This is a genomic window from Bacillus timonensis (genome assembly GCF_004799755.1).
GTDB classification, from domain to species: Bacteria; Bacillota; Bacilli; order Bacillales; family Bacillaceae_L; genus Ferdinandcohnia; species Ferdinandcohnia timonensis_A.
In genome coordinates this window covers 131,461-157,058 of sequence record NZ_SLUB01000003.1, presented here as the reverse complement: position 1 = coordinate 157,058, position 25,598 = coordinate 131,461, and the positions used below count along the sequence as shown (strand labels likewise).

Genomic DNA, 25,598 nt, shown 5'->3' with positions numbered 1-25,598 from the left:
ACAATTTGGGGCTGTTTTCACAAAGTACTGGTTATCTTATTTTTAGAAGAAAAGTGAGATAAACTGAAGAATAAACCTTCCATGTTTAGGAAAGGATAAAGTGGGTATAATGTTGGGGGAAAAGCCCAATTTTTCCTATTTTACTTGCAGTTCTTTCGCAAATTCTATACAATACTGAGTATAATTAAAAATTAATGAAGCGTTGAAAAGGAGTAGTAATGTTCTATACACGTTTTAGAGAGTTGACGGGTGGTGCAAGTCAATCGTTGATGAACATGAACTCGCCTTAGAGCAATAAGCATGAAGAGTATACTAGTGCTTATCGTATGGTCCGCGTTAAGGATAAATGAAGTGAGTGCACAGTTTGTCACTAATGTGGGTGGTACCGCGGGAAGAATACATATCCTCTCGTCCCTTTTTGGGATTAGAGGTTTTTTGTTTTTTTAGAGGTTTTTTAGGATTATTTAAGGAGGAAGTCTTATGAGTTTTAATCACCAAAAGATCGAAAAAAAATGGCAGCAGCATTGGGAACAGAACAAAACATTTAAGACAACTGAAGACAAAGGAAAGCGTAAATTTTATGCGCTAGACATGTTTCCATATCCATCTGGTGCTGGACTACATGTAGGTCACCCAGAAGGCTATACTGCTACTGATATTTTAGCAAGAATGAAGAGAATGCAAGGGTACAATGTTCTACACCCAATGGGTTGGGATGCATTCGGGTTACCTGCTGAACAATATGCATTAGATACCGGTAATGACCCTGCTGAATTCACCGAAAAAAATATCAATACCTTCCGTCGTCAAATTAAAGAACTCGGATTTTCATATGATTGGGATCGTGAAATAAACACCACAGATCCTAACTATTATAAATGGACTCAATGGATATTCACTAAGCTTTATGAAAAAGGATTAGCATATGTTGATGAAATTCCTGTTAACTGGTGTCCAGCATTAGGAACAGTACTTGCTAATGAAGAAGTCATCGATGGAAAGAGTGAACGTGGAGGCCATCCTGTAGAAAGACGCCCAATGAGACAATGGGTATTGCGAATTACGGCATATGCTGAGCGTTTACTAGAAGACTTAGAAGAACTAGACTGGCCTGAAAGCTTAAAAGAAATGCAGCGCAATTGGATTGGTCGTTCTGAAGGAGCACATGTAACTTTCAACATTGATGGACATGATGAAACATTTACTGTTTTCACAACACGTCCGGATACTTTATTTGGTGCTACTTACGCGGTACTTGCTCCTGAGCACCCATTTGTTGATAAAATTACGACTCCTGAACAAAAAGAAGGAGTTACTGCTTATATAAATAAAATTAAGAGTAAGAGTGATCTTGAGCGTACTGATTTAGCAAAAGATAAAACTGGTGTATTCACAGGTGCCTATGCCATCAACCCTGTAAACCAAGAAAAAATGCCAATCTGGATTGCGGATTATGTCCTAATGAGTTATGGAACAGGTGCAATCATGGCAGTTCCTGCCCATGATGAGCGTGACTATGAATTTGCTGTGAAATTTGAATTGCCGATTAAAGAAGTAGTTGCTGGTGGAGATGTTTCTAAAGAAGCATATACTGGTGACGGTGAACATGTAAATTCAGATTTTCTTAATGGTTTAAATAAAGAAGAAGCCATAACTAAAATGATTGCATGGCTAGAGGAAAATAAGATTGGTAAAAAGGAAATTACTTACAAGCTTCGTGATTGGTTATTTAGCCGCCAGCGTTATTGGGGTGAACCGATTCCAATCATTCAATGGGAAGATGGAACAATGACAACTGTTCCAGAGGAAGAACTTCCACTTATGCTTCCAAAAACGAAGGAAATCAAACCTTCCGGAACAGGTGAATCGCCACTAGCGAATATCACAGATTGGGTGAATGTGGTTGATGAGAAGACCGGTAAAAAAGGTCGTCGTGAAACAAACACCATGCCACAATGGGCAGGTAGCTGCTGGTACTATTTACGTTATATTGATCCACATAATGAAGAAGCTCTAGCAGATCCGGAAAAATTAAAAGAATGGTTACCAGTTGATATATATATCGGTGGAGCAGAGCATGCGGTGCTACACTTGCTATATGCAAGATTCTGGCACAAAGTTCTTTATGATATTGGTGTTGTTTCAACGAAAGAACCATTCCAAAAGCTTTTCAACCAAGGGATGATTCTTGGTGAAGGTAACGAAAAAATGAGTAAATCAAAAGGAAATGTTGTTAATCCTGATGATATTATTGAATCACATGGTGCTGATACGCTTCGTTTATATGAAATGTTCATGGGACCATTAGATGCTTCTATCGCTTGGTCAACAAACGGACTTGATGGTTCTCGACGTTTCCTAGATCGCATTTGGCGATTGCTCGTTGATGACAATGGAAACATCTCAACAAAAGTAAAAGCTGATTCAAGTGATACTTCACTTGAACGTGTGTATCACCAAACAGTGAAGAAGGTAACAGAGGATTACGAAGCATTACACTTTAACACTGCAATTTCACAATTAATGGTATTTATTAATGAGGCATACAAAGCATCTGAATTACCGAAGCCATTTATTGAAGGATTTGTAAAACTTCTTTCTCCAGTTGCTCCACATCTTGCTGAAGAGCTTTGGGAGAAGTTAGGTAATACAGGTTCAATTGCTTATGAATCATGGCCAGCATTTGATGAAGCAAAATTAGTGGAAGCTGAAATTGAGATTGTCATTCAAGTGAACGGAAAAGTAAAAGCGAAGCTTCATGTCCCAGCGGATGCTACAAAAGAAGCACTTGAACAAATTGCAATGGGTGCAGACCCAATCAAAGAACAAATCGAAGGCAAAACAGTCCGTAAGGTAATTGCGGTACCTGGTAAGCTTGTAAATATTGTAGCGAATTAAAAATAAAGCCCTCCAAGTGGAGGGCTTTAAATATGTAACAGGATGCCTGAGGTTTCCTTCATCCTAATACGCTCATTCAACCATTTCGGATTGTAGATAGTGATAAATCAATTTTGTTGTGTTTTCGATTGAATCCTTATGTGTACGCTCAAACGCATGAGAAGAGTCAATTCCAGGACCGATTAATCCGTGGATAATATCATGTCCTGAACGAATCGCTGCAGAAGCATCAGATCCATAGTAAGGGTAGATGTCTAGCTTATAGCCAATCTCATGTTTTTCAGCAAGTTGGACTAGCTTTTTACGGAAAGCGTAGTGATATGGACCGCTTGCATCTTTCACACAAATGGAAACTGTATATTCATCTGTTGATTGACCATCACCCATTGCTCCCATATCCACTGCTAAATATTCAACAGTTTCAGGGGTGATATTGGAATTTCCACCATAGCCAATTTCCTCGTTATTCGAAATTAAAAAATGGGTTGTATATGGAAGTTCGATGTTTTCGGCTTTGATTTGTTTAATCAGTTGAAGCAGAATACCAACACTTGCTTTATCATCTAAATGACGAGATTTGATATAACCTTTAGGTGTAACCTCAACTCGTGGGTCGAAGGAAACAAAGTCCCCAACCTCAATACCAAGAGCTCGAACTTCATCAGCATTTTTTACTTTTTCATCAATACGGACTTCCATATTATCTTGATTACGCTCAGCCTTTCCAGCATCTTTATAGACATGTACGGATTGTTGATGCATCAGGATTGTACCCGTATAGAATTTCCCTGTGGAAGTCTCAATGCGGCAATATTCGCCTTCGATGGAGTTATATTTAAAACCACCGATGAGATCCAACTTTAATCGACCGCTTGGTTTGATTTCTTTTACGATAGCTCCCAATGTGTCCACATGGGCAGTGAGCATACGGTGTTTTTGTGTGTCCTTTCCAGGAAGTGTAGCGATGAGACCGCCTTTGCGATTTCGATATGTATCCACATTTGCTTCTGTTAGAAGCTTTTCAACAAAAGTGATCACTTCATTGGTGTTTCCAGATGGACTTGGAATCGAAACAAGTTCCTTTATGAGTTGAATCGTTTCATCAGTTTTTGGATAAGTCAACTTTATTTCCCCCTATAATCAAATGCGCCTTGGCGTATTTGCGCCCGATTTTTTTCGAGCTTGATCGAAAAAATTCCTTTGAAAAATCGTGGCATCCGCCGGAGGCTTTAACTTTATTCAGCTTTATTAAACCCCTACAAAATTCTTAATGCATTCACACACACATATAAATTATGGGACTTTTGCTGAATAATGTTCAGCTAGTTTTATCATACTCTTTTTTATATTGAAATTCTAGTTTGACAAAACGTGGGAAATTGTATTCTTTATTTCCACTTTGTTATAATGGTCGAGACGATTTTTGAAAGGATGGGACCTATGATTGAAGAAATCACAGAAGAACTAAAACAAAAGCTTGAGAATGGTGAAAAAGTAGAGCTAGTCGATGTCCGTGAAGATGAAGAAGTAGCAGAGGGTATGATTCCGGGTGCTAAGCATATCAAAATGGGGGAAATTCCAGATAACCTAGAGTACTTTGATAAGGATACAGAATACATTATCATTTGCCGCTCAGGTGGAAGAAGCTTCAACGTCTGTGCCTATCTAGATGACCAAGGCTACAAAGTCCGAAACATGGTCGGTGGCATGATGAATTGGACTGGTGAAACAAAACGTTAAAACAGAACCCAATACATATCTAGCGTGGATTCTATTATGAATTCACGCTTTTGTTTTGTTCAAAAACAATAACATTGTATTTAAAAGAGATAAAAATTTATTGAAAAACAATAAAACATCCGTTAAAATCAAATTAATTACTGTTTTTAAAGGAGGAAAATATGACGCTTTTTTTAATGGTCGGTATATTGTTAATCATTTTAGTGGGAATAAATCGAAATAAACTGGTAAATAGCATTAGTCTTAATAATCGTCTAGTAAAAAAACTATCAAATTATGAGTGATTCCAAAACCCTTGGCTTAGTGGGTTATTTTTATTTGTGTTAAATGCAATTCTATTTGGTTCAACTTTACTAATTCTTTTTTTACTGGGCTTTTTAACAATTCCTTTTCTTCATTTATTGATAATGTTTGGGGCTGTTATAGGAAGCTTGGTAACCTGGATTATTCTACTACATGCATGGACTGGAGATAAAAAGGGTCGGATTTTAAGAGGGTTTATCGGTAGTAGCTTTTATTTGCTACTAACAATTGTTTTTACCTACATGATTGTAACACTTGAACCACAATTCCCAGGGGACGATACATTCATGGCATTTATCGGTCTTGTAATGGCAATTACAGTAACGTTGGTAGCTTTCATAACCTGTTTTTTATTTACAGGCTGGTTTGAAAGAAAGGAAATGCACTAATTTCCTTAGATGCAACCTTTCACAGTCATTTTCGACTATACCTTAAAAGGGGGTCGACGATTTGAAATATGTAAAAGGGCTACTTGTCCTACTGTTGCTTTTTCTAATTTTTATTAGCCTTTTCCCTCGTCAAGCATCTGCATGTGATTGTGCTCGGCCAGAATCCGTAAATGAGGAGTTAAATAGAAAAACAGCGGTTTTTTCTGGTAAAGTGATTAATCTTGTTGATGAAAATAAATCTTCCTACATCCAATCAAGTGCAGACCCAATAAACGTGTTATTCGAGGTTAGAGAAACTTGGAAAGGTATTCAAACTTCCCAGGTCATCGTTAGTACTGCAAGGTCAGGCGCGAGCTGTGGATATGAATTTGAATTAAACAAGGAATATCTTGTATATGCGTACGGGGATAAAGAACAATTAGAAACAGGATTTTGTGAGAGAACGGAATTGTTATCTGCAGCGGGTGAGGATCTAGATATACTTGGAAAAGGGGAGGCTCCGACAGAAAAAGTGGATTTGCAAGATGATCTAGGAGAGCCAGGAACATCAAATCTTGTTTTGTACCTCTCCATAGTCGGAGTCTTATTCATTGTAGGGTTCATAATCCTTAAAAGAATGAAAAAACCTAGATTATAAGCTTAAGAATCTAAAACTCTGTCAATACTAGTAGTGGAGGTGGAGTTTATGGCATTAAAGGTTAAGGTTTTTGATGAAGAACATGAAGAGGATTTAGAACATAAAATGAATCGTTTTTTTGAAAAAGTAGATGAACATGATATAGTTGAGGTTAAATTCCAAGTTGGGGTTTCCTGTGACCAAGAGGATGACCAAATTTTTTGTTTTTCAGCAATGATCATATATAGAGCCTAACCCACTAGTTGCTAATGAGTTAGGCTCTATTTTAGTTTCGTAAGGCAGTTGCTTGCTTTCCTGCATTTTCACCGGCTAATCTCCCTGTCACAAGGGCAGATGTAATATTATAACCACCTGTATATCCGTGAATATCAAGGATTTCCCCACAGAAAAAGAGTCCGTTCATTAATTTTGATTCCATTTCCTTTGGATGAATCTCTTTAATCGAAACCCCACCACCTGTTACAAATGCTTTTTCAATGGGTAGCGTTCCGTTGACCGTGAACTGAAATTGTTTGCAATCTTTGGCAAACGCACGAATACGGTCATGCGATAAATTTGCATATGTTACGAGAGGGTCAATTTCATTTTTCTCCAGTAAAAAGAGTAGGTATCTTTCTGGTAAGAAGCCTTTTAAGCTATTTTTTAAAGATTTCTTTGGATCTTCTTTTGCTTGTTTTAAAATCTGCTGAAAGATCTGCTCCTCGTTTAATGATGGAAGTGCATCAATACTCATGACTACACGATCTGCATTAAACTTTTTCATCGTTTTTACAACAAACTGGCTACAGCGTAAAACGGCTGGTCCCGAAATACCAAAGTGAGTAAACAGCATGTCCATTTGATGTGTGATGACTGTTTTTCCTTTAGGATTTAGAACACTTACAGCAACATCCCGTAGAGCTAAACCTTGTAACGTCTTGTTTTTGATGAATTCCTCGTCAGATGTAACCGGAACTTCAGTTGGGAAAAGGTCTGTTATCGTATGACCAGCTGCTTTTGCCCAAGCATAGCCGTCTCCAGTCGAACCAGTTTGTGGTACCGATTTACCGCCGACAGCGACAACGATACAGCCAGCCTCTATATATTCACCATTTTTTAAATGAACACCGTTCACACGTCCATCTTTATATTCAAGCCTAGCAACAGGTGTGTTCGTTTCGATATCGACATCTAATGACTGGAGCCTAGTTAACAAAGCATCAACAACAGATTGCGCTTTATTGGTCGTTGGGAACATCCTGCCATGGTCTTCTTCTTTAAGCTGAATCCCTAATTTTTCAAAGAAAGCGATAATATCTTCATTATTAAAAACAGAAAATGCACTATATAAAAACCGACCATTTCCTGGTATGTGCTTAATGATTTCATCGATTGGAAGACGGTTTGTGACATTACATCGCCCTCCACCTGAAATCGCCAGCTTTCTTCCGAGTTTATTTCCTTTATCTAAAAGAAGTACCTTTGCACCTTGTTCACCGGCAGCAATCGCTGCCATTAAGCCAGAAGGCCCTCCTCCAATTACAACTACATCATATTGCAAATGTAAACACTCCTTAATCTAAAAATCTCTTCCGAACCTCTGGAGAAGGAAGCATACAGCTTTCCTGTTTTCCAAACCATTTATAACGATTATTGGCAATTATATGATAAAATATGTCCCTGATGGGAGCTGGTATCAATCTAAAAATAGACAGAAAGCGGTAAGCACCACTTAGATTACGACAGACTCTAAGCGCTGCAGTTGATTTTGTAAAATGTTGATCACCTTCAATTAATACAAAACTATTAATATCTTCAGGAATGCCATATTTTTTCAATAATGACTTTCCTGTTTCACTTTGAAGGGACGCAAATTGGTACATTTGTTTCGAATCTTTTTTCAGGATAAATTGCACACTGCTATTGCAAAAATTACATACCCCATCAAATAAGATAATATGATTCATGGTTTTCCACACTCCCATATTTTCTTATCTACATCATACCATGGGAACAGTGCATAGAATAACGTTGAATTTCAAATTCAATAAGTCTAAACTATACATGAAAAAGCGAAAGAATCCAATATGTCATGAAACTGACAAATAAATGTAGGTTATTAATTTTTATAAATATGATAAACTTGATTAGTTAGTCTTCAAAAATAGAGATTGGGGATTTAATATGGCAGATTCAAATTCAAAATTACTGCGTGGGACGTTTGTCTTAACCCTTGCTACATATATTTCTCGAGTACTTGGAATGATTTATGTTTTTCCATTCGTTTATTTAGTTGGAGATATTGGTTCTGCTCTTTATTCCTATGGGTATGCTCAATATACGATCTTTTTATTTATATCAACAGCCGGAATTCCAGCTGCTGTTTCTAAATTTGTTTCGAAATATAATTCCCTTGGCGATTATCATACTGGAATGAGGATGTATAAATCCGGACTTATCGTGATGGGGCTAACCGGTCTATTAGGCTTTACAATCTTAAACTTACTTGCACCCATACTTGCACCCATTGTTCTTGGTGGAGAAGATGCAAAAAATACAGTTGAAGATGTTACGTATGTCATTCGAATGGTCAGCTTTGCACTACTTGTCGTTCCGATTATGAGTATTCAAAGAGGCTTTTTCCAGGGACACCAATCAATGGGACCAACGGCTGTTTCACAGGTTGTGGAACAAATTGTTCGTATTCTTTTCGTCTTATCTGCAACCTTTATTGTGATGCAGGTAATGGCTGGTGAAAGGGTATTCGCAGTTGGATTAGCTACATTTGGTGCGTTTATCGGGGCACTGGGTGGATTGGCAGTCCTCATTTGGTATTGGTTTAAGCGAAAACCATATTTAGATGAAATGCTTGCAAAAAGTAGACCACAAACGGATATGACAACAAAGGAAATGTTTAAGGAGCTTTTCTCTTATGCAGGACCTTTTGTCCTTGTCGGACTTTCAATACCTCTTTATCAATACGTTGACCAACTAACCTTCAACAGGACAATGATCGAAAACGGTTTTGATAAAGATGTATCAGAGGGATTATTCTCATATGTCACATTCATGGTTCCAAAATTAGTTATGATTCCCGTTTCTTTGGCCACGGCGTTTAGTTTGACACTTGTTCCAACGATTACAAATTCATTTACTTCAGGTGATTTTAAACTACTTAGAAGCCAAATTGATAAGACATTTCAAATTTGTGTTCTGTTGGTTTTACCGGCAGTTGTAGGTTTATCTGTATTAGCGTATCCTACCTTTAATGCGTTATTTGAAATGAGTGCGGCTGGTGGCAGAATTTTAAGATGGTATGCACCTGTTGCGATTCTATTTTCATTTTATTCGATTTCAGCAGCTATTTTACAGGGAATTAATAAGCAAAAGTTTGCGGTTGTGAGTTTATTTATGGGACTCATTCTAAAAATCAGTTTCAATAGTCTGTTTATTACTTGGTTTGGTGAGATTGGTTCAATACTTGCAACAGCTTTAGGCTACACGGTTGCAATTTCGTATTGCTTCTGGATGATATCAAGACATGCGGGGTATAGTTATTCATTGTTTGTAAGAAGAACGCTTTTAATGGCTATTTTTGCGACAGTGATGGCGTTGATGATACTGTTAATTGAATGGTTATTATCGTTTATTGTTGGTTATGAGAATGGCAGATTACAGTCAGTCTTTGTGTTATTAGTAGGTGTTGGTGTTGGTGCTGTTGCATACTTATATTTAGCATATCGTTCACGCCTATTAGAGGTGCTAATTGGCAACCGAATTTCATTTTTATCAAGAAATAGGAAAAAGGCTGTGCAGTGAGTGCAAGCCTTTTTTTAAAGATTCTTAAACATAACTGTGTGTGGAATAAGTGTTCCCGGGTGTTAGAAGGTTCTCTTTATGTGTTAGCCTTGGAATGTACCAAAGCCGAGACGGCGCTCAATTCGGTCTACACGGCGGTCTAGACGATCAATCTGATTTTGTAATCTTTGCATTTGGCGCTCAAGACGGTCTAGACGAAGGTTTACGTTTCCGCCGCCTCCAGGAAATCCAGGAATGCCTGGGAAGAAACCCTGAGGTTGTTGACGATAATCATAGTCATAATAATACATAGTGGTCTCGCTCCTTTTTCTTTTTAAAAGTACAATAACAGTGTATGTAAAGAGGGCGTTTGTGCAATGAATAAAACGCCTATTCTTATAAAGATGGGTATTCGCACAAATAAGGGAGGGCATGACATGCGAATTGATAAATTACTCGCAAATCGAGGGTTTGGAAGTAGAAAAGAGGTAAAAAGCTTATTAAAATCAGGATCTGTTCAACTAAATGGCATTCCGGTTAAAGATTCTAGTAAGCATGTAAAAGTCGAATCAGATATAGTCACCGTTCATGGAGAAGTGATTGAGTACAAGGAATTTATCTATTTAATGTTGAATAAGCCTCAAGGTGTTATATCTGCAACAGAGGATCATCTTCATGATACAGTCTTAGACTTGTTAGAAATGGAAGATGCGGTCTATAAGCCTTTTCCAGTGGGGCGGTTGGACAAAGATACGGAAGGGTTATTACTTTTAACGAATGATGGGCAGCTTGCCCATCAATTGCTTTCCCCCAAAAAACATGTTCCGAAAACGTATGTAGCTATCATTGAGGGGGAGGTAACAGCAGAGGATGTGGAGGCTTTTCGAAATGGCGTGACCCTAGATGACGGATATGAGACGATGCCAGCTGTTCTCACCATCATAAGCAGTGGATTACGTTCTGAGATTGAAGTTGTAATCGAAGAAGGAAAATTCCATCAAGTAAAACGAATGTTTGAAGCAGTAGGAAAACGTGTCATCTACTTGAAAAGAACGAAGATGGGGCCAATACCACTTGATGAAACGCTTGAGCTCGGTGAGTACCGAGAACTCACCGATGAAGAGGTTACGCTATTAAAAACGTATACGAAAAAGTAACAAGGGCTGAGTGACAGCCCCTTTTTTTCATCTGATCTAGTTTCTATATATGTATCTGTATGAAAAGGCCTTCTAGTGTGAAGTTATTTGCTACCTTCTTCATGCGCCCCTTATAGTTGTTGCTAAGATATTTTGACTTTCTTCTTTGTGATTGTCCATTTTCCTCGGCTAGGGCTTTGAACCAAATCATTATATGCTAACACATTCAAATCGCGCTGAATGGTACGTGAAGTAGTTCCAAATTCATCCACAAGCTCCTGAGTTGTTACAGTCCCTTTTTCGTTAATAAACATGTAGACTGATTTGATACGAGTTAACATACGGTTTGTTGAAGGTTTCAAAAAACCACTCCTTATCATTTTTGTACATGATAGACATGCCTCAGTCGTACTCTTAAACTAATTTTCTCAAAATAACGATTCGCGACAGATTTTCTAATTTTTGAACCTTAATTTTATATATATGTCCCATATCACCTCATTTCTTTACAGGTGCGTTTGCTATATATATATAGTTGTATCTGAATAGTATGACTCTTTCTACATAAATTGTCAAAAATCTTCATTTGGTTCTATTATAATCATAAATTATTTCTACTATTCTGTTTTTTACATTTTTATTACAGTTTGGTAAATCCTTTTCTAAAAAAGGGAACTTTTTTGATGGATTTTCGTATGAAAGAGCGGAGGGATTGTTAATGGAACGAACCTTATTGGAAGTATCAATACAGAATTCAGGCTATGAAGAAAATAGTAGGATTGTAGAAGATCTATCTTTTTCAATCAACCGAGGTGAGATTGTTGGGCTCATAGGACCTAATGGTGCTGGAAAAAGCACAACAATAAAAACGATTCTTGGATTATTAGAAAATACCAATGGGAAAATTGATTTCATAAATAACCATACATATTCGTATATCCCGGAAAGACCGGTTTTTTATGATGAACTGACATTATGGGAGCATCTTGATTTGGCGGCAGGAGTAATGGAGATTGATGATGCTGACTTTAATGAGCGGGCAATGAGGTTAGTTAAACTCTTTCATATGGAAAAAGTGATACATAAGCTTCCAAGTACATTTTCTAAAGGAATGCAGCAAAAGGTTATGCTTATTACTGCGTTTCTCATAAAACCCGATATTTATATTATTGATGAACCATTTGTTGGATTAGATCCGATGGCAATGCAGGATTTTTTAATTCTTCTTGATTTGGAAAAACAACGTGGTGCAGGGATTTTGATGAGTACACATGTCCTAGATACCGCTGAAAAGGTTTGTGACCGTTTCCTCTTGGTGGCTGCTGGTAGACTAAAGGCTCAAGGTGAGCTTGATGATATCCGTAAAAAGGCTAATTTACATGAAGGCTCGCTTCTCCATTGTTTTAACCAAATTGTGCAAGGTGAGACTTCTGATGAATAAATACCTTTTTTTAACCAGACTTCGTAAGGAAATATTGTATCAATGGGGAGTATTTAGAAGTGTTGTAGACTGGACCATTTTTCTATACTTATTCATTCCGGTTATTGCAATCGGCGGTTATCATTATTATTCATGGTGGTCAGACATCCCAAGTTGGATGAATGGTTTCCCGCTTTCATTTATGGTTAGCCTGCTTTATTTTATTTGCTGGCAAGGACGGATTCGGACATTTTTGGAGGAATCAGACCAATTATTTTTACTGCAAAAACGCTCTCTTGTTGTCGCTTTGAAAAAATGGACAAGAAATCTCTACGTGAGTGGATATAGTATTGGAATTCTATTTTTTATAGGTATTTGTGCGCCATTTTTATTAAATCATTACACATTATCCTTGGCTGAAGTTCTTGGATTAGCTGTTTACTTTATCAGTTTAAAGGCACTGATTCTTGGGTGGAAACAGTACTTGGATGGGATTGTATCTACATGGAAAAAGAGCCTCTACACCATCCTGCTTTTCCTTTCATGTTGGGTCGCCTCTACAACCCTTGTTAATTGGTCTCTTGATTCGTCTGCCATCTTTTTATATATCATCAGTGTGATCCAATGGTTTTTATTTTTATTGAATTCCTCTAAAAGGATAAATAGGCTTACAACTTTTTCAACCGATGTTGATATAGAGAAACAAGCTAAGCTTGCTTATGTGAAAAGTATTTTTGCTTTTTCTGAATACGTTGAAAAAGTACCGAGTCAGAAGAAACGAAGTCCACTTTTTTATCGAAAATCAAAACGAATTTTTAAAAACCGAAATCGCAGGAAAAGCTTGCAAGAATTATGTATTAAAGTGTTTTTTCGGAACAGGTCTTATTTGTTTCAATGTCTTCAAATCACGAGTATCACAATGGGAGCTTTGTTAATCATTCCACCAATCTGGATCAAAGGGATACTCTTTTTTGGATTTATTATCATTCTTAGAATGTGGGTTAAGATTATCGTGAATCGGATTATGTCCAATCATTTTATCGTCAACGTAAGAAAAGATGATATTATTCGGATTCAGGCGGAACACTATATTGTGAATTTCATTTCGCTTCCTGTAATATCAATAATGGGACTTCTATTAATATTTATTATTTTGTAAGGAGAATTCAGATGGAACAGATTAATTGGCTTGAAGAAGTAGAGAAACGTAAAAATCAACTTATTAAAGATACTCAGGATTTCTTGAGAATAAAAAGTGTCCTTGATGAGGAGAATGGAACCCCGGCCGCACCATTTGGGGCTGGGATTGATGAGGCACTTCATTATTTATTGGAAAAAGGTAGTGAGGATGGGTTTACCTCGAAAAACCTTGATGGATATGCAGGACATCTCGAAATGGGCTCTGGAGAGGATTTAATCGGGATTTTATGTCATATTGATGTTGTGCCAGAAGGAGATGGCTGGTCAAGCGACCCATTTGGTGCAGAAATTCATGACGGAAAAATCATTGCCAGAGGCTCTTTAGACGATAAAGGACCAACAATGGCTGCGTATTACGCGATGAAAATCATTAAGGAATTAAATCTTTCGCTCTCAAAGCGTGTCCGCATGATTATTGGAACAGATGAAGAAAGTGATTGGCGTTGTGTTGACCATTATTTCAAGCACGAAGAAATGCCGACAATGGGTTTTGCACCTGATGCAGATTTTCCAATCATTTACGCTGAAAAAGGAATTGCAGATTTTGACCTACTTCAAAAATCTCAGGATTCTTCAGATGCTGAGCTTCAACTGGTGTCATTCAACTCAGGTCGTCGTTATAACATGGTTCCGGATTTTGCCGAGGCGAAGCTTGAAGGAAAAGGCAATTTGCTTGAAATGGTAAATGAATTCCAGGCATTTTTAGATAAGAACACATTAATGGGACGAGGCATTTGTGATGAAGATACTGTTGTTTTTCAGGTAGAAGGTGTCTCAGCACACGGAATGGAGCCAGAACATGGTAAAAATGCGGGTCTCTATTTAGCATCCTATTTACAAGGGTATTCATTAGATGAACAAGCCAAGTATTATTTAAGTATGGTGAATGAGTTTTTTGTAGGAGATTCCAGGGGACGAAGTTTAGGTGTTGCTTATAGTGACGACATTACAGGAGACTTAACCATCAATGTCGGAAAGCTTACTTATACGAAAACAGATGGTGGAAGCCTTGGTTTAAACCTACGTTACCCTGTAACGAATGATATGGATGGTACGAAAAAGAAAATTGAAGAAGTTTGTGAGGAGATTGGCTTTGAGCTTGCCAATTACAGCAATTCTGCCCCTCATCATGTCGATAAAAATCATCCATTGATTCAAACCCTTCAAAAAGTGTATAAAGAGCAGACAGGTGAAGAAGCAACTTTAGTTTCAATTGGTGGAGGCACATATGCAAGATCATTAGAAGCGGGCGTCGCGTTTGGACCATTGTTCCCGGGACGACCTGATGTTGCCCACCAAAAGGACGAATTTATTTTAGTCGATGACTTACTAAAAGCGACTGCTATCTATGCTCAGGCAATATATGAACTAGCAAAATAATAGAGTACGTTACGGCCCGCCATGGATGGCGGGCTTTTGTGTTGTATTTTTTCTAACGCAACTTGCCCCTAAGTTTCCCTTTACGCGTAAGTTTGCTAAAATGATACAATAAATATTGTTAAAGAGGGGCTTTTATATGGAGCATCAAACCCATTATTTTCTTGCACTCGCACTTCCCGCCGAGACAAAAGAGTTATTATCCAAATGGCGAGAAATGTTGGAACCACGGCTAATGTTTAAGTCTTGGGTTCATCCTGAGGATTTACATATTACGCTTGCTTTTTTGGGAGGGCAAGCATCCTTTAAACAACTCACTGACATTAAAAAGAAAATGCCTGAAATCGCCAAGCAACACGAACGTTTTACGCTTCAAATAAACGGATTGGGCACCTTTGGAAAGACAGATTCGCCTCGGATCTTATGGGCTGGAGTAGAGGAGAGCGAGTCATTACGTACGCTACAAAAAGATGTATATATAGCGTGTACAGACTTAGGCTTTTCTCTTGATAAGCGACGATTTACTCCGCATATTACAATGGCAAGAAGATGGAAATCGGAAAGTCCATTTTTGCCAACACAACTACAGGATATTGTACAACCGAAGGATGATAAATCAATTTTTAAGGCGGAGCATTTTGTCTTATACCAAACCCATCTGAACCGATCGCCAAAGTATCAGCCGCTATCTATCTTTTCTTTGAAATAAAAAGGGGAACTTTCGATGAGATTTGTTAAAGTTTGTATTCAGATTGCGATTTTATATCTGATTTATTGGCTGGGAACCTTGATTCAAGGGCTTTTACATACAGCCATACCAGGAAGTATCATTGGGATGATTTTGTTGTTTTTATTATTGCATACAAAAGTTGTCAAAGAAAAATGGTTAGGGGATGGGGCACAATTTTTGCTCACCTATTTAGCACTTCTTTTTGTACCAGCAACCGTAGGGATCATGAATTACTTATCCTTTTTTAATGGGAAAGGTATTATCACGGTAGCCATTGTATTATTGAGTACTTTTCTTGTCATGGTGATCTCAAGTGTAGTTGGCGAAAAAATCGCGATTAAGAAAAAGCAAAGCAAGGATCTCGGGGAGGGTTACGGGGCATGAATTTCTTTTTAACATTTGCTTCTATAGTTTGTACGATTGTTATATTCTTAATGATGACAAGGCTGTATAAACGAGTAACTCATCCATTACTTGTACCTATTGCGACGACTACGTTTGTCATCCTTATCATCCTGCTCATATTCTCTATACCATATGAAACATATATGTTGGGCGGAAAATGGATTGATGAACTACTTGGTCCTGCTGTGGTAGCATTGGCTTATCCTTTGTATCAAAATCGTGAATCTCTAAAAGAATTTTTTATGCCCATTCTAATAGGTGTCTTTGTAGGGTCTACTACTGGAATTGCCACAGGGCTTTATTTTTCAAAAATAGTAAGAATTGATCCTACAATCATACTTTCCATTTCTCCAAAGTCAGTTACGACCCCGGTTGCGATGGATATTGCAAGTGTAACAGGTGGAATTCCTGCACTTGCAGCCGTTTATGTGATGATTGCGGGAATTTCGGGTGCTATGTTTGGTCCAATCCTATTAAAATGGGTTAAGGTCGATCACTTTGTTGGAGTAGGTTTAGGGTTTGGAACTGCTTCACACGGAATCGGTACTTCAAGGGCGTTGGAAATGGGAACAAACGAAGGAGCAATTAGCTCGATTGCGATGATCTTAAGCGCTGTTTATACGTCGATCATATTGCCACTATTCGTTTCTTTTTTAATTTAATGAGGTGTAGTAAAGTTGGGACAATTAATCAAACTGCAAGATTATATTTCACGATATGAGGTTGATATGTTTCGGTATCCCGGACAGTTTATCCGCCTAAAAAAGCAACAATGGGGTAAAACAAAAGACAAAGGTACTGATGCCCTCGATGAACGTAAGCAACAATTTCTGGACCACATTTTTGAATTTCAGTTGAAATGGGCTAGTTCTACAATTCGAGAAAAATCATATGTTGACAGGGAATTTTATCACGATCCGAATTTAAAATACTTTCTTCAACGGTTTCCAGACACCAACCTGGTCCTATATAGACCTATATTTAAATTGAAAAATGCACCTGTTGAAGTGGAAATTATCATCATAAGCCCCACCACAACCTGGTTAATTACCATTCTAGAAGGGGAAGAAAACAGTGTGTTTTTAGGTTCAAATGAACGGTTTTGGACAGAAAAAAGGGGTCATCATGATAAAAAAGTGTTATCACCGATGATTGAACTCGATCGTATGGATGGGATTGTCCGCACGATTTATTCTTTATATCGGATTGAACTACCGATTCGAAAAGTGATCTTGAATCGAACAGGATACTTTGATTTTCCGCTTGTTCCTTATGACATAGAATTAGTGGAAAAAAGAAATTATGATGAGTGGTTTACTTCTTTAAGAAAAATGAGTTCTCCATTAAAACATATGCAATTAAAAGCAGGCAACGCTTTATTGCAATACTGTCAGACAGTTTGTGTTCGTAGAATGGATTAGGGTGCACGAGAATGCCCCTTCTTTATTTTTGTTGTTATCTTTTCAAAATTTGAATACTATTAAAGCATAAATGTCGAATTTGCTAGAGGATAAACTATGAAACTATTCATTTTTATTGTGAATCAAAAGGCGGGAAATGGAAAGGGATTAAAAGTTTGGAATAAGCTTAAGCAAGAACTAGAAAAGAAAAAAATCGATTACCGATCTTTTTTTACAAAATACCCCAATCATGCAACTGATTTAGCACGACAAATAGGTTCTATGTTCGAAGATAAGGTAGAGGCCGTAGTTGCGGTTGGTGGGGATGGAACAATTAATGAGGTTGTAAATGGGATGGTGTATTACCCAAAGATAAAAGTGGGCTATATCCCTGCAGGCTCCGGAAATGATTTTTCAAGAGGATTTAATGTTCCGAAGTCTCCAATAGACGCACTGTCCTTCATCCTTCGAAATAAGGCAAGTAAGGGAAAATGGTTTGACATCGGAAAATGTAAGGTCCGTGGTAAATCGAACAGTTCCTATTTTGTAAGTAGCTTAGGAACAGGCTTTGATGCAGCAGTCTCAAAACTAACAAATGAATCGAAAATGAAAAAGTATTTAAATAAAATACATATGGGGTCTTTAGCCTATGTTGGCGCCCTAATACGACTTCTTTTTACCTATCGCCTTACAAATGTTTCGTTACACATCGATGGAAAAGACTATCAGTATGAGAATGTATGGTTTGTAACGGTTTCGAATCAACCCTTTTATGGAGGGGGGATGAAAATCGCTCCAAAGGCAAATACAATGGATGGTTTCTTTGATATAACAGTGGTGCATAACCTTTCAAGAATAAAACTCTTATTTGTCTTTGTAACGGTGTTCTCTGGCGCACATACAAAGTTTAAAGAAATTGCTCAACATAAAGGTGCAAACATTAAGATAGAATCAGATGAGAAAATACTCGTGCATGCAGATGGTGAATTGATTGGACAAACTCCCATTCAGGTGGAAGTCCAACATAGAAAACTTCCCTTTATGGTAAAATGATCCTAATTGGTATCATTTACTAGTGTTATTTTTCCTATTATTTGTAACCAAAATGCTACTTTTTCTTGACTTTAATTGTAATTGAACGCTAAAATTTAGTAAGATAGCTATTGTTATATAGATCGTCAATAGCTGTCATTTTTTTTTTAGATTTTTTAGGAAATGTTGTGTTGAAATTGGAGATAAACTGGCTTACATACGTATTAGGCAACGAGTGGGAATTCTCCCCAGCGGGTGGTTCAACGGGAGACGCGTATTTTGCCCAATTGAATGATAAAAAAATATTTCTAAAAAGAAATTCTTCCCCATTTCTGGCCGTTCTTTCAGCAGAAGGAATTGTTCCAAAGCTGATCTGGACGAAACGTCTGGAAAATGGCGATGTTGTGACTGCACAACAATGGCTTAGTGGGAGAGAACTAAAACCAGTCGATATGTATGGTGAAAATGTAGCAGGTTTGCTCAAAAAAATTCACCAGTCGAATGAACTTTTAGACATGCTAAGACGTATAGGGAAGAAGCCTATAGAAGCAAAAGATGTCTTGGAAGATGTTGTACGCAAATTACATCCTGATTTACGAAAAATGAATATTGTGAACAAAGCCATCGAGTTCTTAGAAAAAGAACAAGATAATGTTAAGACAGACCATATCGTCGTTTGCCATTCAGATGTCAATCATAATAATTGGCTATTATCAGATGAGGATGAGCTTTATTTAATTGATTGGGATGGAGCAATGATTGCGGACCCAGCCGTTGATATTGGTATGCTATTACATTGGTATATAAAAAAAGAAGACTGGCCAAAATGGATCAGTCTTTACGGAATGGAATTAACGGATCATTTACTTCTACGTATGAAATGGTATGTGGTTGCACAATCCCTACATCTTTTAGGCTGGTATCAGTTGAAAAATAAGAAAAAAGAAGTTCTTCATTGGCTCCAATATTTAGAGAAGTTGTTATGAGTATTGGTCAATATCAGATATCCACTGGCTGATTTCGTTTTGATGCGATTCGATGTGGTTATCAAGATGTTGGGTATATTGTCCCTGTTGACTATAAGAATAGACATCGGTTAGTACCTGTTTGATGCTCTGGTCAATATTCGGATTAGCAATTAAAGATTGAATTAATCTCCCTAATTGCTCACATTCAGCAACGGTACCACAACAATCCATTTGGTGATTTGCTAGGATATCCTTTAAAATATCCATTTGATGTGTATGATCTAGAGGCATTAATAACACTTCCTTTTTGATGTTGTCTATATACTACATTTCCATGAAATGACCTTTTTTATACGATGTAAACTCAAACTCACAATGGATGGGTTTGAGTTTTTTAACGACAAAGTAAGCTTGCACGAATGCTTTGGACATGTTATTCTTTTGTGCGATACAAATTAAATGAGGTGGCAATATGCGTTTACGCAATAAACCGTGGGCAAAGGAAAAATTAGCTTCATACCCACAGTACGTAATCGATAATCCAGTTGAACATAAAGGAAACTGGAATCAACTTTTTGGAAACGATAATCCGATTCATATAGAAGTAGGTACTGGTAAAGGCAGATTTGTGACAGAAATGGCAAAAGCTCATCCGGATATCAACTATATTGGGATTGAAATATATGAAAGTGTGATTGTCTCTGCTTTAGATCGTGTAGTTGAAGCAGAAATTCCGAACATCAAATTGTTAAACCAGAATGCAGTAAACCTTAGAGACTTTTTTGAAAAAGGTGAAGTTGATAGAGTTTATCTTAACTTTAGTGACCCTTGGCCAAAGGTGCGTCATGAAAAACGTCGCCTAACCTACAAAACCTTTTTAAAAATGTATGAGGATATTCTAGTTGATGATGGAGAAATCCATTTTAAAACAGATAATCGAGGGTTATTTGAATACTCACTTAGAAGTTTTTCAGAATATGGTCTCCTTTTGACATTTGTAAGTCTTGACCTGCATAAATCTGATTATGAAGGAAATATCATGACGGAGTATGAAGAAAAGTTTTCGGAAATGGGGCATCCTATTTATCGTTCCGAAGTTCGATATCAGAAAAAATAACTATAAAGTATCCCATGAACCGTTCGGTTTATGGGTTTTTTATTTTATAAAATTCTTAATAATGATAAAATGAAGGCATCATAACAAGAGGGGTGAGGAAGAATGGAGCAGCTAACAATTGGTGAGATTACACTTACGTGGCTTAATGGAGGAGTAACCAATTTAGATGGTGGGGCTATGTTTGGTGTTGTCCCTAAACCACTATGGTCAAAAAAATATCCACATAATGAAAAAAATCAAATTGAGCTTCGAACAGATCCAATCCTTGTCAAAGTTGGCACAAAAAATATGTTAATTGAATCTGGGATTGGAAATGGGAAGCTAACTGATAAACAAAAACGGAATTTTGGAGTTCTTGAAGAATCTTCCATTGATCAATCATTAGCGGAGCTTGGGCTTTCAACAAGTGATATTGATCTTGTCCTGATGACACATCTTCACTTTGACCATGCATGTGGTCTTACGAAATGGGATAACGAGAAGTTAGTTCCAACTTTTGAGAACGCTATCATTTATGCTTCTGATGTGGAATGGGAAGAAATGAAAAATCCAAATATCCGCTCAAAAGCGACGTACTGGAAGGAAAATTGGGAAGCGATTGAACATCAAGTGAAGACTTTCTCAGGTCAGTTTGAAGTTGCTGAGGGAATTACAATGGTACATACAGGCGGGCATAGTGATGGACATTCTATCATCTTATTTGAAAGCCAAGAGGAAGCGGCGATTCATATGGCTGATATTATGCCAACCCATGCCCATCAAAATGTGTTATGGGTTTTGGCATACGATGATTACCCCATGAAATCCATTGAGCAAAAACAAAAATGGATGGAAAAAGGTCTTGAAAAAGAGGCTTGGTATGTTTTTTACCACGATGCTTATTATCGAGCAATCAAATGGAGTCAATCTGGAGAAATAATCGATTCTTTGAAAAGAGATCAAAAATAATAAAAAAGCTTATAAGGTCTTCTTATAAGCTCATCTATTTTATAAAGGGTTCACCTCTAAAATAGAACCTGTTTTTGCATCTATAACGAATTCATATTGGTGGCTTTCTTGATTTAGTTTACGGGAAATGCCACCTTTATACACTTGATACTGAATTCCTGACTTTGAGTAATTTTCTGGATTCATTTGAATCCAGGAACCATCAATGGGACCATTTTTTTTGAAAGCTTCTTTTGCTAATTTTAATGCTTTGTCACCTGGAATCAAGGAGTCACTTAGTGCTTCTTTTAGTAGAAGAGCACTTGCAAAACCGACTCCAAAGCCAAGTAGAAATTTGTTCCAGCCCATTTTATCCCTCCTCAACGAACTTAATTCTTACCATAAGTATACCTAGATTTTATAAAAATCGCTATGTTCCCTATGGTAACAAAAAAACAATTTCGATATACTAAATATTGTACATAAATAGAACAAACATAAAAACGTTTTTACCCGGAAGGAGAATAACAGTGAAACAGGATACACTAGAGCTATTTAAAACGTTAACAGAGCTTCCAGGAGCTTCAGGAAATGAACACCAGGTAAGAAAGTTTATGCGCACTCAGCTAGAAAAATACTCAGATGAGGTTGTACAAGACGGATTAGGTAGTATTTTTGGAGTACGTCACAGTGATGCTAATGCTCCAACAGTCATGGTTGCAGGTCACATGGACGAAGTTGGATTCATGATCACTTCCATTACCGAAAATGGGATGCTTCGTTTCCAAACACTTGGTGGCTGGTGGAGCCAAGTGCTTTTAGCACAAAGAGTCCAGATTATTACAGATAATGGTCCTGTTATTGGCGTGATTGGATCAATCCCGCCACATCTTTTAGAAGAAAGTCAACGTAATAAACCAATGGATATTAAGAATATGCTAATTGATATCGGTGCTGACGATCGTGAGGACGCGATACGCATTGGAATTAAGCCTGGTCAGCAAGTTGTACCGATTTGTCCATTTACACCAATGGCAAATGAGAAGAAAATCTTAGCAAAAGCATGGGATAACCGTTATGGCTGCGGACTTTCTATTGAATTATTGAAAGAGTTACAAGGTGTAGACCTTCCAAATACTCTTTACTCAGGAGCAACTGTTCAAGAAGAGGTTGGTTTAAGAGGAGCGCGAACTTCTGCAACTATGATCAAACCTGATATTTTCTTTGCACTTGATGCTAGTCCAGCTAATGATATGTCAGGAGATAAAAATGCGTTTGGTAAACTTGGTCACGGTGCTTTACTTCGTATTTTTGATCGTTCCATGATTACGCACCGTGGCATGCGGGAATTTGTTCTGGATACAGCTGAATCCAATAACATTAAGTATCAGTACTTTGTTTCTCAAGGTGGAACAGATGCCGGCCAAGTTCATCTTGCAAATGAGGGTGTACCATCAGCCGTTATTGGTATTTGTTCACGTTATATTCATACACATGCTTCTATAGTCCATGTTGATGATTATGCAGCTGCAAAAGAGTTACTAGTTAATCTAGTAAAGTCATCAGACCGTACAACAGTTGATTCCATTCGTCAAAATGGGTAATAATATGTAAACATGCTCGGCATTTGCCGAGCATTCATTTTGAAAATGAGGTGTTTTTTGATGTTACAAGTTGCAATAGGTACGAAAAATCCTGCAAAAGTAGAAGCAATAAAAAATGGATTTGCGGGCATTGAAGCCAACTTCTTACCCATATCCGTATCTTCAGGGGTATCTGCCCAGCCATTTTCAGATGAAGAAACCATACGAGGTGCCATAAATCGTGCGACATCTGCTCTAGAAAAGGAAGGTGCTGACCTTGGGATTGGTCTTGAGGGTGGCGTCGTTGAGTCTGAATTTGGGTTATTTTTATGTAATTGGGGTGCAATTATTGACAGGACCAATGAACCGATCATTGCTGGGGGGGCAAGAATTCTTCTGCCAGATGAGATTGCAGAGGAATTAAAAAATGGCATTGAGCTTGGAGATGTTATGGAGGAATTCACAAAGCAAAAAGACATTCGAAAGGCTGAAGGTGCAATCGGCATCTTCACAAATCACTATGTTAACCGAAATGATATGTTTACCCATGTCGTCAAACTACTAGTCGGTCAATTTACATACAGGAAAAATATCTAAAAGTATTTGAATTGAAAAATGGTACTTATTACATATTGATTAAAATTAAAAGATTAGTCTTGCAACCTAGAAAATAATAGGTTTATTATAGAAAATAGAGAAATAGAGATAAGTCTACCTGTTTAAGGGGTGAGAGAAAATGAAACAAGGAAAGGTCCTTTTTCTAACCTTATTATTAATAGTAGGACTTTTGGCAGGTTGTGCGTCAGTTGAAGATGAATCAAAGGAAACAATATCAACTGTTGAAACGGCATTTAACGCCCAACCTGAAAAAACAAATAGTGAGAATGGGAATGTCTCCTTTTATCTACCTTCTACTATGAAAATAGAAAAGAAGGATGAAAATAACATAATCCTTCAAAAAGGAAACCAAACCTTCATTTTATTTGTAAATCCAAATGAAGACCGGACCAGCGATACTCTGTATAAGGAAATTGACAAAGAGAAGTTTGTAGTTGATCAAACCTTTACAGACAAAGAACGATATGGATATGTAAAAGCATACGAAATCGAGGACAAGTTTTACCTTGTAACTGTTGGCATAGGCGGCGTAAAAATGACAACAGAAGTAAAGGTAAGCGAGATCTCGGAAAGTGCTTCAGAGATGATGAAAGTTGTTTCATCGGTTAAGTATTAAATGTACGTTAAAGCCCCACTACTTGGTAGGGGCTTTTATTTGTTTTTAGACAAAGAATATATGATAATAAGTGCATATGGAATTTGGAGGTTATAATCATGAAGAAACTTGAACATACAGATCAATATCAGGAGATTATCCAGAACGGAAAAAACATTTTAATGTTTTCAGCAGATTGGTGTCCAGATTGCCGTTTTATCGATCCATTCTTACCTGAAATTGAACGTTCATTCCCAGACTATACATTTTATTATGTAGATCGTGATGAGTTTATAGATTTATGTGCGACCTTAAATGTGTTTGGTATTCCTAGCTTTGTCGCGTATGAGAATGGAAAAGAAACCGGCCGATTTGTTAGTAAGGACCGTAAAACGAAAGAAGAAATTGAACAGTTCATCAATGAGCTCTCTTAAAACAACAAAAAAAGAGAGGAGAATGTTTCTATGGACTCAAACAAGAGTAAAATGGACTCGAAGAAATTAAAGAAAATCATTCAGGATAAACTTGCAAAGCATAACTGGCAATTCTCTTTTGATCCTAAAAAGGATACGTTACGTATCGAGGATAAGGAGACGAAAAGAGGAACGACCGTTACCCTTCCAGGGATTGTAGCGAAATACCAAGAAGAGGGGCAAGCAAGTCTTGATGAGGTCATCTATTATATTGAAGAATCCTTAATGGTTATGAATAGTGAACTAGAGCTTGAAGGAAAAGAGAAAAATATTTTTCCTGTCATTCGTTCAACCTCATTTCCAACTCAATCAAATGACGGGGAAGATTTAGTGTATGATGACCATACGGCTGAAACGAGAATATATTATGCACTTGATTTAGGAAAAACGTATCGTTTAATTGATCAGGGACTACTTGAAAAAGAAAATTGGAAATTTGAACGAATTCGCGAAATTGCAAAGTTCAATCTTCGATCACTGGATGTTTCGTATAAAACGGATGAGGTTGCAGGTAATACCTTTTATTTTATCAATAAAAATGATGGGTATGATGCAAGCCGTATTTTGAATGATGCGTTTTTACAAAAAATGAGCCAGCAAATGAAAGGTACGATGGCAGTGGCTGTGCCACACCAGGATGTTCTGATAATAGTGGATATTCAAAATGAAACGGGATATGACATTCTTGCACAGATGACCATGAGTTTCTTTGCAAGTGGACGTGTACCAATTACAGCACTTTCATTTTTATATGAAAATGGTGAACTTGAGCCAATTTTTATCCTTGGAAAAAATCGACCAAGAAAATAATCTACTAAATCAAAAGTCGCTAGGAAAACTAGCGGCTTTTTTGTTACAATATAGAATAGAATT

General features: G+C 37.3%; 30 protein-coding genes and 1 other annotated feature. Of the genes, 23 read left to right on the top strand and 7 right to left on the bottom strand.

Annotated features, from left to right (window positions below; genetic code table 11):
* Window positions 1–193: 193 nt before the first annotated feature.
* Window positions 194–419, top strand: a binding site (T-box leader).
* Between the two features lie 61 nt (window positions 420–480).
* Window positions 481–2,898 (top strand): leucine--tRNA ligase, encoded by a 2,418-nt coding sequence (gene leuS, locus E1I69_RS03120; protein ID WP_136378171.1) that lies wholly within the window; start codon window positions 481–483, stop codon window positions 2,896–2,898.
* Between the two features lie 72 nt (window positions 2,899–2,970).
* Here the strand turns inward: leuS and E1I69_RS03115 are convergent, their stop codons facing one another.
* Complete coding sequence (locus E1I69_RS03115; RefSeq protein ID WP_136378170.1) at window positions 2,971–4,020, bottom strand: M42 family metallopeptidase; 1,050 nt, start codon at window positions 4,018–4,020, stop codon at window positions 2,971–2,973.
* Window positions 4,021–4,338: 318 nt separating this feature from the next.
* Here E1I69_RS03115 and E1I69_RS03110 point away from each other — a divergent pair, with 318 nt between their 5' ends.
* From E1I69_RS03110 to E1I69_RS03095, 4 genes are all read left to right on the top strand, one after another.
* Window positions 4,339–4,638 carry a rhodanese-like domain-containing protein gene (locus E1I69_RS03110; RefSeq protein ID WP_136378169.1) on the top strand — a complete coding sequence of 100 codons (300 nt, stop codon included), beginning with the start codon at window positions 4,339–4,341 and terminating at the stop codon, window positions 4,636–4,638.
* A 320-nt stretch (window positions 4,639–4,958) separates the two neighbouring features.
* Window positions 4,959–5,330 (top strand): hypothetical protein, encoded by a 372-nt coding sequence (locus E1I69_RS03105; RefSeq protein ID WP_242634524.1) that lies wholly within the window; start codon window positions 4,959–4,961, stop codon window positions 5,328–5,330.
* Window positions 5,331–5,391: 61 nt separating this feature from the next.
* A complete protein-coding gene (locus tag E1I69_RS03100) occupies window positions 5,392–5,967 on the top strand; it encodes a hypothetical protein (RefSeq protein ID WP_136378168.1) in 576 nt (191 codons plus the stop codon).
* A gap of 48 nt (window positions 5,968–6,015) precedes the next feature.
* A complete protein-coding gene (locus E1I69_RS03095) occupies window positions 6,016–6,201 on the top strand; it encodes a sporulation protein Cse60 (protein ID WP_116351820.1) in 186 nt (61 codons plus the stop codon).
* A gap of 31 nt (window positions 6,202–6,232) precedes the next feature.
* On the opposite strand, the gene E1I69_RS03090 is transcribed toward E1I69_RS03095, so the two are convergent.
* Window positions 6,233–7,507 carry an NAD(P)/FAD-dependent oxidoreductase gene (locus tag E1I69_RS03090; protein ID WP_136378167.1) on the bottom strand — a complete coding sequence of 425 codons (1,275 nt, stop codon included), beginning with the start codon at window positions 7,505–7,507 and terminating at the stop codon, window positions 6,233–6,235.
* A 13-nt stretch (window positions 7,508–7,520) separates the two neighbouring features.
* Entirely contained in the window at window positions 7,521–7,913 is a 393-nt protein-coding gene (locus E1I69_RS03085) for a thiol-disulfide oxidoreductase DCC family protein (RefSeq protein ID WP_136378166.1), read from the bottom strand.
* 217 nt (window positions 7,914–8,130) lie between these two features.
* Here E1I69_RS03085 and E1I69_RS03080 point away from each other — a divergent pair, with 217 nt between their 5' ends.
* The gene (locus E1I69_RS03080) at window positions 8,131–9,765 is read left to right on the top strand and encodes a putative polysaccharide biosynthesis protein (RefSeq protein ID WP_136378165.1); all 1,635 of its coding nucleotides are present in this window, start codon (window positions 8,131–8,133) and stop codon (window positions 9,763–9,765) included.
* An 83-nt stretch (window positions 9,766–9,848) separates the two neighbouring features.
* Here E1I69_RS03080 and E1I69_RS03075 read toward each other — a convergent pair whose 3' ends face one another.
* Complete coding sequence (locus E1I69_RS03075) at window positions 9,849–10,055, bottom strand: hypothetical protein (RefSeq protein ID WP_136378164.1); 207 nt, start codon at window positions 10,053–10,055, stop codon at window positions 9,849–9,851.
* A gap of 126 nt (window positions 10,056–10,181) precedes the next feature.
* On the opposite strand from E1I69_RS03075, the gene E1I69_RS03070 reads away from it, so the two are divergent.
* A complete protein-coding gene (locus E1I69_RS03070; protein WP_136378163.1) occupies window positions 10,182–10,901 on the top strand; it encodes a pseudouridine synthase in 720 nt (239 codons plus the stop codon).
* Between the two features lie 122 nt (window positions 10,902–11,023).
* On the opposite strand, the gene E1I69_RS03065 is transcribed toward E1I69_RS03070, so the two are convergent.
* Window positions 11,024–11,242, bottom strand: coding sequence for a DeoR family transcriptional regulator (locus E1I69_RS03065; RefSeq protein ID WP_116351814.1), 219 nt, complete (start codon window positions 11,240–11,242; stop codon window positions 11,024–11,026).
* Between the two features lie 356 nt (window positions 11,243–11,598).
* Here E1I69_RS03065 and E1I69_RS03060 point away from each other — a divergent pair, with 356 nt between their 5' ends.
* From E1I69_RS03060 to E1I69_RS03020, 9 genes are all read left to right on the top strand, one after another.
* Window positions 11,599–12,321, top strand: a complete 723-nt coding sequence (locus E1I69_RS03060) for an ABC transporter ATP-binding protein (protein ID WP_136378162.1) — start codon at window positions 11,599–11,601, stop codon at window positions 12,319–12,321.
* Window positions 12,314–13,459, top strand: coding sequence for an ABC transporter permease (locus tag E1I69_RS03055; RefSeq protein WP_161974829.1), 1,146 nt, complete (start codon window positions 12,314–12,316; stop codon window positions 13,457–13,459). Before E1I69_RS03060 ends, E1I69_RS03055 begins: the two co-directional genes overlap by 8 nt.
* A gap of 11 nt (window positions 13,460–13,470) precedes the next feature.
* Complete coding sequence (gene pepV, locus E1I69_RS03050; RefSeq protein WP_136378160.1) at window positions 13,471–14,880, top strand: dipeptidase PepV; 1,410 nt, start codon at window positions 13,471–13,473, stop codon at window positions 14,878–14,880.
* A gap of 136 nt (window positions 14,881–15,016) precedes the next feature.
* Window positions 15,017–15,586: an RNA 2',3'-cyclic phosphodiesterase gene (thpR, locus tag E1I69_RS03045; RefSeq protein ID WP_136378159.1), complete on the top strand. Its 570-nt coding sequence runs from the start codon at window positions 15,017–15,019 to the stop codon at window positions 15,584–15,586.
* Between the two features lie 15 nt (window positions 15,587–15,601).
* Window positions 15,602–15,991: a CidA/LrgA family protein gene (locus E1I69_RS03040; RefSeq protein ID WP_136378158.1), complete on the top strand. Its 390-nt coding sequence runs from the start codon at window positions 15,602–15,604 to the stop codon at window positions 15,989–15,991.
* Window positions 15,988–16,674, top strand: a complete 687-nt coding sequence (locus E1I69_RS03035) for an LrgB family protein (RefSeq protein ID WP_136378157.1) — start codon at window positions 15,988–15,990, stop codon at window positions 16,672–16,674. The genes E1I69_RS03040 and E1I69_RS03035 overlap by 4 nt, the downstream gene beginning before the upstream one ends.
* A gap of 15 nt (window positions 16,675–16,689) precedes the next feature.
* Window positions 16,690–17,433 (top strand): NERD domain-containing protein, encoded by a 744-nt coding sequence (locus tag E1I69_RS03030; protein WP_136378156.1) that lies wholly within the window; start codon window positions 16,690–16,692, stop codon window positions 17,431–17,433.
* 96 nt (window positions 17,434–17,529) lie between these two features.
* A complete protein-coding gene (locus E1I69_RS03025) occupies window positions 17,530–18,465 on the top strand; it encodes a diacylglycerol/lipid kinase family protein (RefSeq protein ID WP_136378155.1) in 936 nt (311 codons plus the stop codon).
* A 176-nt stretch (window positions 18,466–18,641) separates the two neighbouring features.
* Complete coding sequence (locus E1I69_RS03020) at window positions 18,642–19,430, top strand: phosphotransferase family protein (protein ID WP_136378215.1); 789 nt, start codon at window positions 18,642–18,644, stop codon at window positions 19,428–19,430.
* On the opposite strand, the gene E1I69_RS03015 is transcribed toward E1I69_RS03020, so the two are convergent.
* Entirely contained in the window at window positions 19,425–19,703 is a 279-nt protein-coding gene (locus tag E1I69_RS03015; RefSeq protein ID WP_136378154.1) for a YtzH-like family protein, read from the bottom strand. The genes E1I69_RS03020 and E1I69_RS03015 overlap by 6 nt on opposite strands.
* A 181-nt stretch (window positions 19,704–19,884) precedes the next feature.
* Between E1I69_RS03015 and trmB the strand changes: the two genes are divergently transcribed.
* On the top strand, window positions 19,885–20,529 hold the full coding sequence (gene trmB / locus E1I69_RS03010) for a tRNA (guanosine(46)-N7)-methyltransferase TrmB (RefSeq protein WP_136378153.1): 645 nt from the start codon (window positions 19,885–19,887) through the stop codon (window positions 20,527–20,529).
* Between the two features lie 102 nt (window positions 20,530–20,631).
* On the top strand, window positions 20,632–21,477 hold the full coding sequence (locus E1I69_RS03005; RefSeq protein WP_136378152.1) for a YtnP family quorum-quenching lactonase: 846 nt from the start codon (window positions 20,632–20,634) through the stop codon (window positions 21,475–21,477).
* 39 nt (window positions 21,478–21,516) lie between these two features.
* Here the strand turns inward: E1I69_RS03005 and E1I69_RS03000 are convergent, their stop codons facing one another.
* Entirely contained in the window at window positions 21,517–21,825 is a 309-nt protein-coding gene (locus tag E1I69_RS03000; RefSeq protein ID WP_136378151.1) for a PepSY domain-containing protein, read from the bottom strand.
* Window positions 21,826–21,986: 161 nt separating this feature from the next.
* Between E1I69_RS03000 and E1I69_RS02995 the strand changes: the two genes are divergently transcribed.
* The 5 genes from E1I69_RS02995 (at window position 21,987) to E1I69_RS02975 (ending at window position 25,535) form a co-directional block, all read left to right on the top strand.
* Window positions 21,987–23,060 carry a M42 family metallopeptidase gene (locus tag E1I69_RS02995; protein WP_136378150.1) on the top strand — a complete coding sequence of 358 codons (1,074 nt, stop codon included), beginning with the start codon at window positions 21,987–21,989 and terminating at the stop codon, window positions 23,058–23,060.
* Between the two features lie 60 nt (window positions 23,061–23,120).
* Window positions 23,121–23,636, top strand: coding sequence for a DUF84 family protein (locus E1I69_RS02990; protein WP_136378149.1), 516 nt, complete (start codon window positions 23,121–23,123; stop codon window positions 23,634–23,636).
* A 139-nt stretch (window positions 23,637–23,775) separates the two neighbouring features.
* Window positions 23,776–24,273, top strand: coding sequence for a hypothetical protein (locus E1I69_RS02985; protein ID WP_136378148.1), 498 nt, complete (start codon window positions 23,776–23,778; stop codon window positions 24,271–24,273).
* A gap of 98 nt (window positions 24,274–24,371) precedes the next feature.
* The gene (locus E1I69_RS02980) at window positions 24,372–24,686 is read left to right on the top strand and encodes a thioredoxin family protein (RefSeq protein ID WP_136378147.1); all 315 of its coding nucleotides are present in this window, start codon (window positions 24,372–24,374) and stop codon (window positions 24,684–24,686) included.
* A 51-nt stretch (window positions 24,687–24,737) separates the two neighbouring features.
* Window positions 24,738–25,535 (top strand): DUF1444 domain-containing protein, encoded by a 798-nt coding sequence (locus tag E1I69_RS02975; protein WP_136378214.1) that lies wholly within the window; start codon window positions 24,738–24,740, stop codon window positions 25,533–25,535.
* Window positions 25,536–25,598 lie beyond the last annotated feature (63 nt).

What these genes read in the sequence shown, in the direction of transcription:
- E1I69_RS03055 (WP_161974829.1), top strand. Translation starts at nt 12,314, where the DNA reads ATGAATAAATACCTTTTTTTAACCAGACTTCGTAAGGAAATATTGTAT.
- leuS (WP_136378171.1), top strand. Translation starts at nt 481, where the DNA reads ATGAGTTTTAATCACCAAAAGATCGAAAAAAAATGGCAGCAGCATTGG.
- thpR (WP_136378159.1), top strand. Translation starts at nt 15,017, where the DNA reads ATGGAGCATCAAACCCATTATTTTCTTGCACTCGCACTTCCCGCCGAG.
- pepV (WP_136378160.1), top strand. Translation starts at nt 13,471, where the DNA reads ATGGAACAGATTAATTGGCTTGAAGAAGTAGAGAAACGTAAAAATCAA.
- E1I69_RS03110 (WP_136378169.1), top strand. Translation starts at nt 4,339, where the DNA reads ATGATTGAAGAAATCACAGAAGAACTAAAACAAAAGCTTGAGAATGGT.
- E1I69_RS03075 (WP_136378164.1), bottom strand. Translation starts at nt 10,055, where the DNA reads ATGTATTATTATGACTATGATTATCGTCAACAACCTCAGGGTTTCTTC.
- E1I69_RS03025 (WP_136378155.1), top strand. Translation starts at nt 17,530, where the DNA reads ATGAAACTATTCATTTTTATTGTGAATCAAAAGGCGGGAAATGGAAAG.
- E1I69_RS03070 (WP_136378163.1), top strand. Translation starts at nt 10,182, where the DNA reads ATGCGAATTGATAAATTACTCGCAAATCGAGGGTTTGGAAGTAGAAAA.
- E1I69_RS03040 (WP_136378158.1), top strand. Translation starts at nt 15,602, where the DNA reads ATGAGATTTGTTAAAGTTTGTATTCAGATTGCGATTTTATATCTGATT.
- E1I69_RS02990 (WP_136378149.1), top strand. Translation starts at nt 23,121, where the DNA reads ATGTTACAAGTTGCAATAGGTACGAAAAATCCTGCAAAAGTAGAAGCA.
- E1I69_RS03035 (WP_136378157.1), top strand. Translation starts at nt 15,988, where the DNA reads ATGAATTTCTTTTTAACATTTGCTTCTATAGTTTGTACGATTGTTATA.
- E1I69_RS02980 (WP_136378147.1), top strand. Translation starts at nt 24,372, where the DNA reads ATGAAGAAACTTGAACATACAGATCAATATCAGGAGATTATCCAGAAC.
- trmB (WP_136378153.1), top strand. Translation starts at nt 19,885, where the DNA reads ATGCGTTTACGCAATAAACCGTGGGCAAAGGAAAAATTAGCTTCATAC.
- E1I69_RS03085 (WP_136378166.1), bottom strand. Translation starts at nt 7,913, where the DNA reads ATGAATCATATTATCTTATTTGATGGGGTATGTAATTTTTGCAATAGC.
- E1I69_RS03095 (WP_116351820.1), top strand. Translation starts at nt 6,016, where the DNA reads ATGGCATTAAAGGTTAAGGTTTTTGATGAAGAACATGAAGAGGATTTA.
- E1I69_RS03015 (WP_136378154.1), bottom strand. Translation starts at nt 19,703, where the DNA reads ATGCCTCTAGATCATACACATCAAATGGATATTTTAAAGGATATCCTA.
- E1I69_RS03000 (WP_136378151.1), bottom strand. Translation starts at nt 21,825, where the DNA reads ATGGGCTGGAACAAATTTCTACTTGGCTTTGGAGTCGGTTTTGCAAGT.
- E1I69_RS03080 (WP_136378165.1), top strand. Translation starts at nt 8,131, where the DNA reads ATGGCAGATTCAAATTCAAAATTACTGCGTGGGACGTTTGTCTTAACC.
- E1I69_RS02975 (WP_136378214.1), top strand. Translation starts at nt 24,738, where the DNA reads ATGGACTCGAAGAAATTAAAGAAAATCATTCAGGATAAACTTGCAAAG.
- E1I69_RS02985 (WP_136378148.1), top strand. Translation starts at nt 23,776, where the DNA reads ATGAAACAAGGAAAGGTCCTTTTTCTAACCTTATTATTAATAGTAGGA.
- E1I69_RS03005 (WP_136378152.1), top strand. Translation starts at nt 20,632, where the DNA reads ATGGAGCAGCTAACAATTGGTGAGATTACACTTACGTGGCTTAATGGA.
- E1I69_RS03060 (WP_136378162.1), top strand. Translation starts at nt 11,599, where the DNA reads ATGGAACGAACCTTATTGGAAGTATCAATACAGAATTCAGGCTATGAA.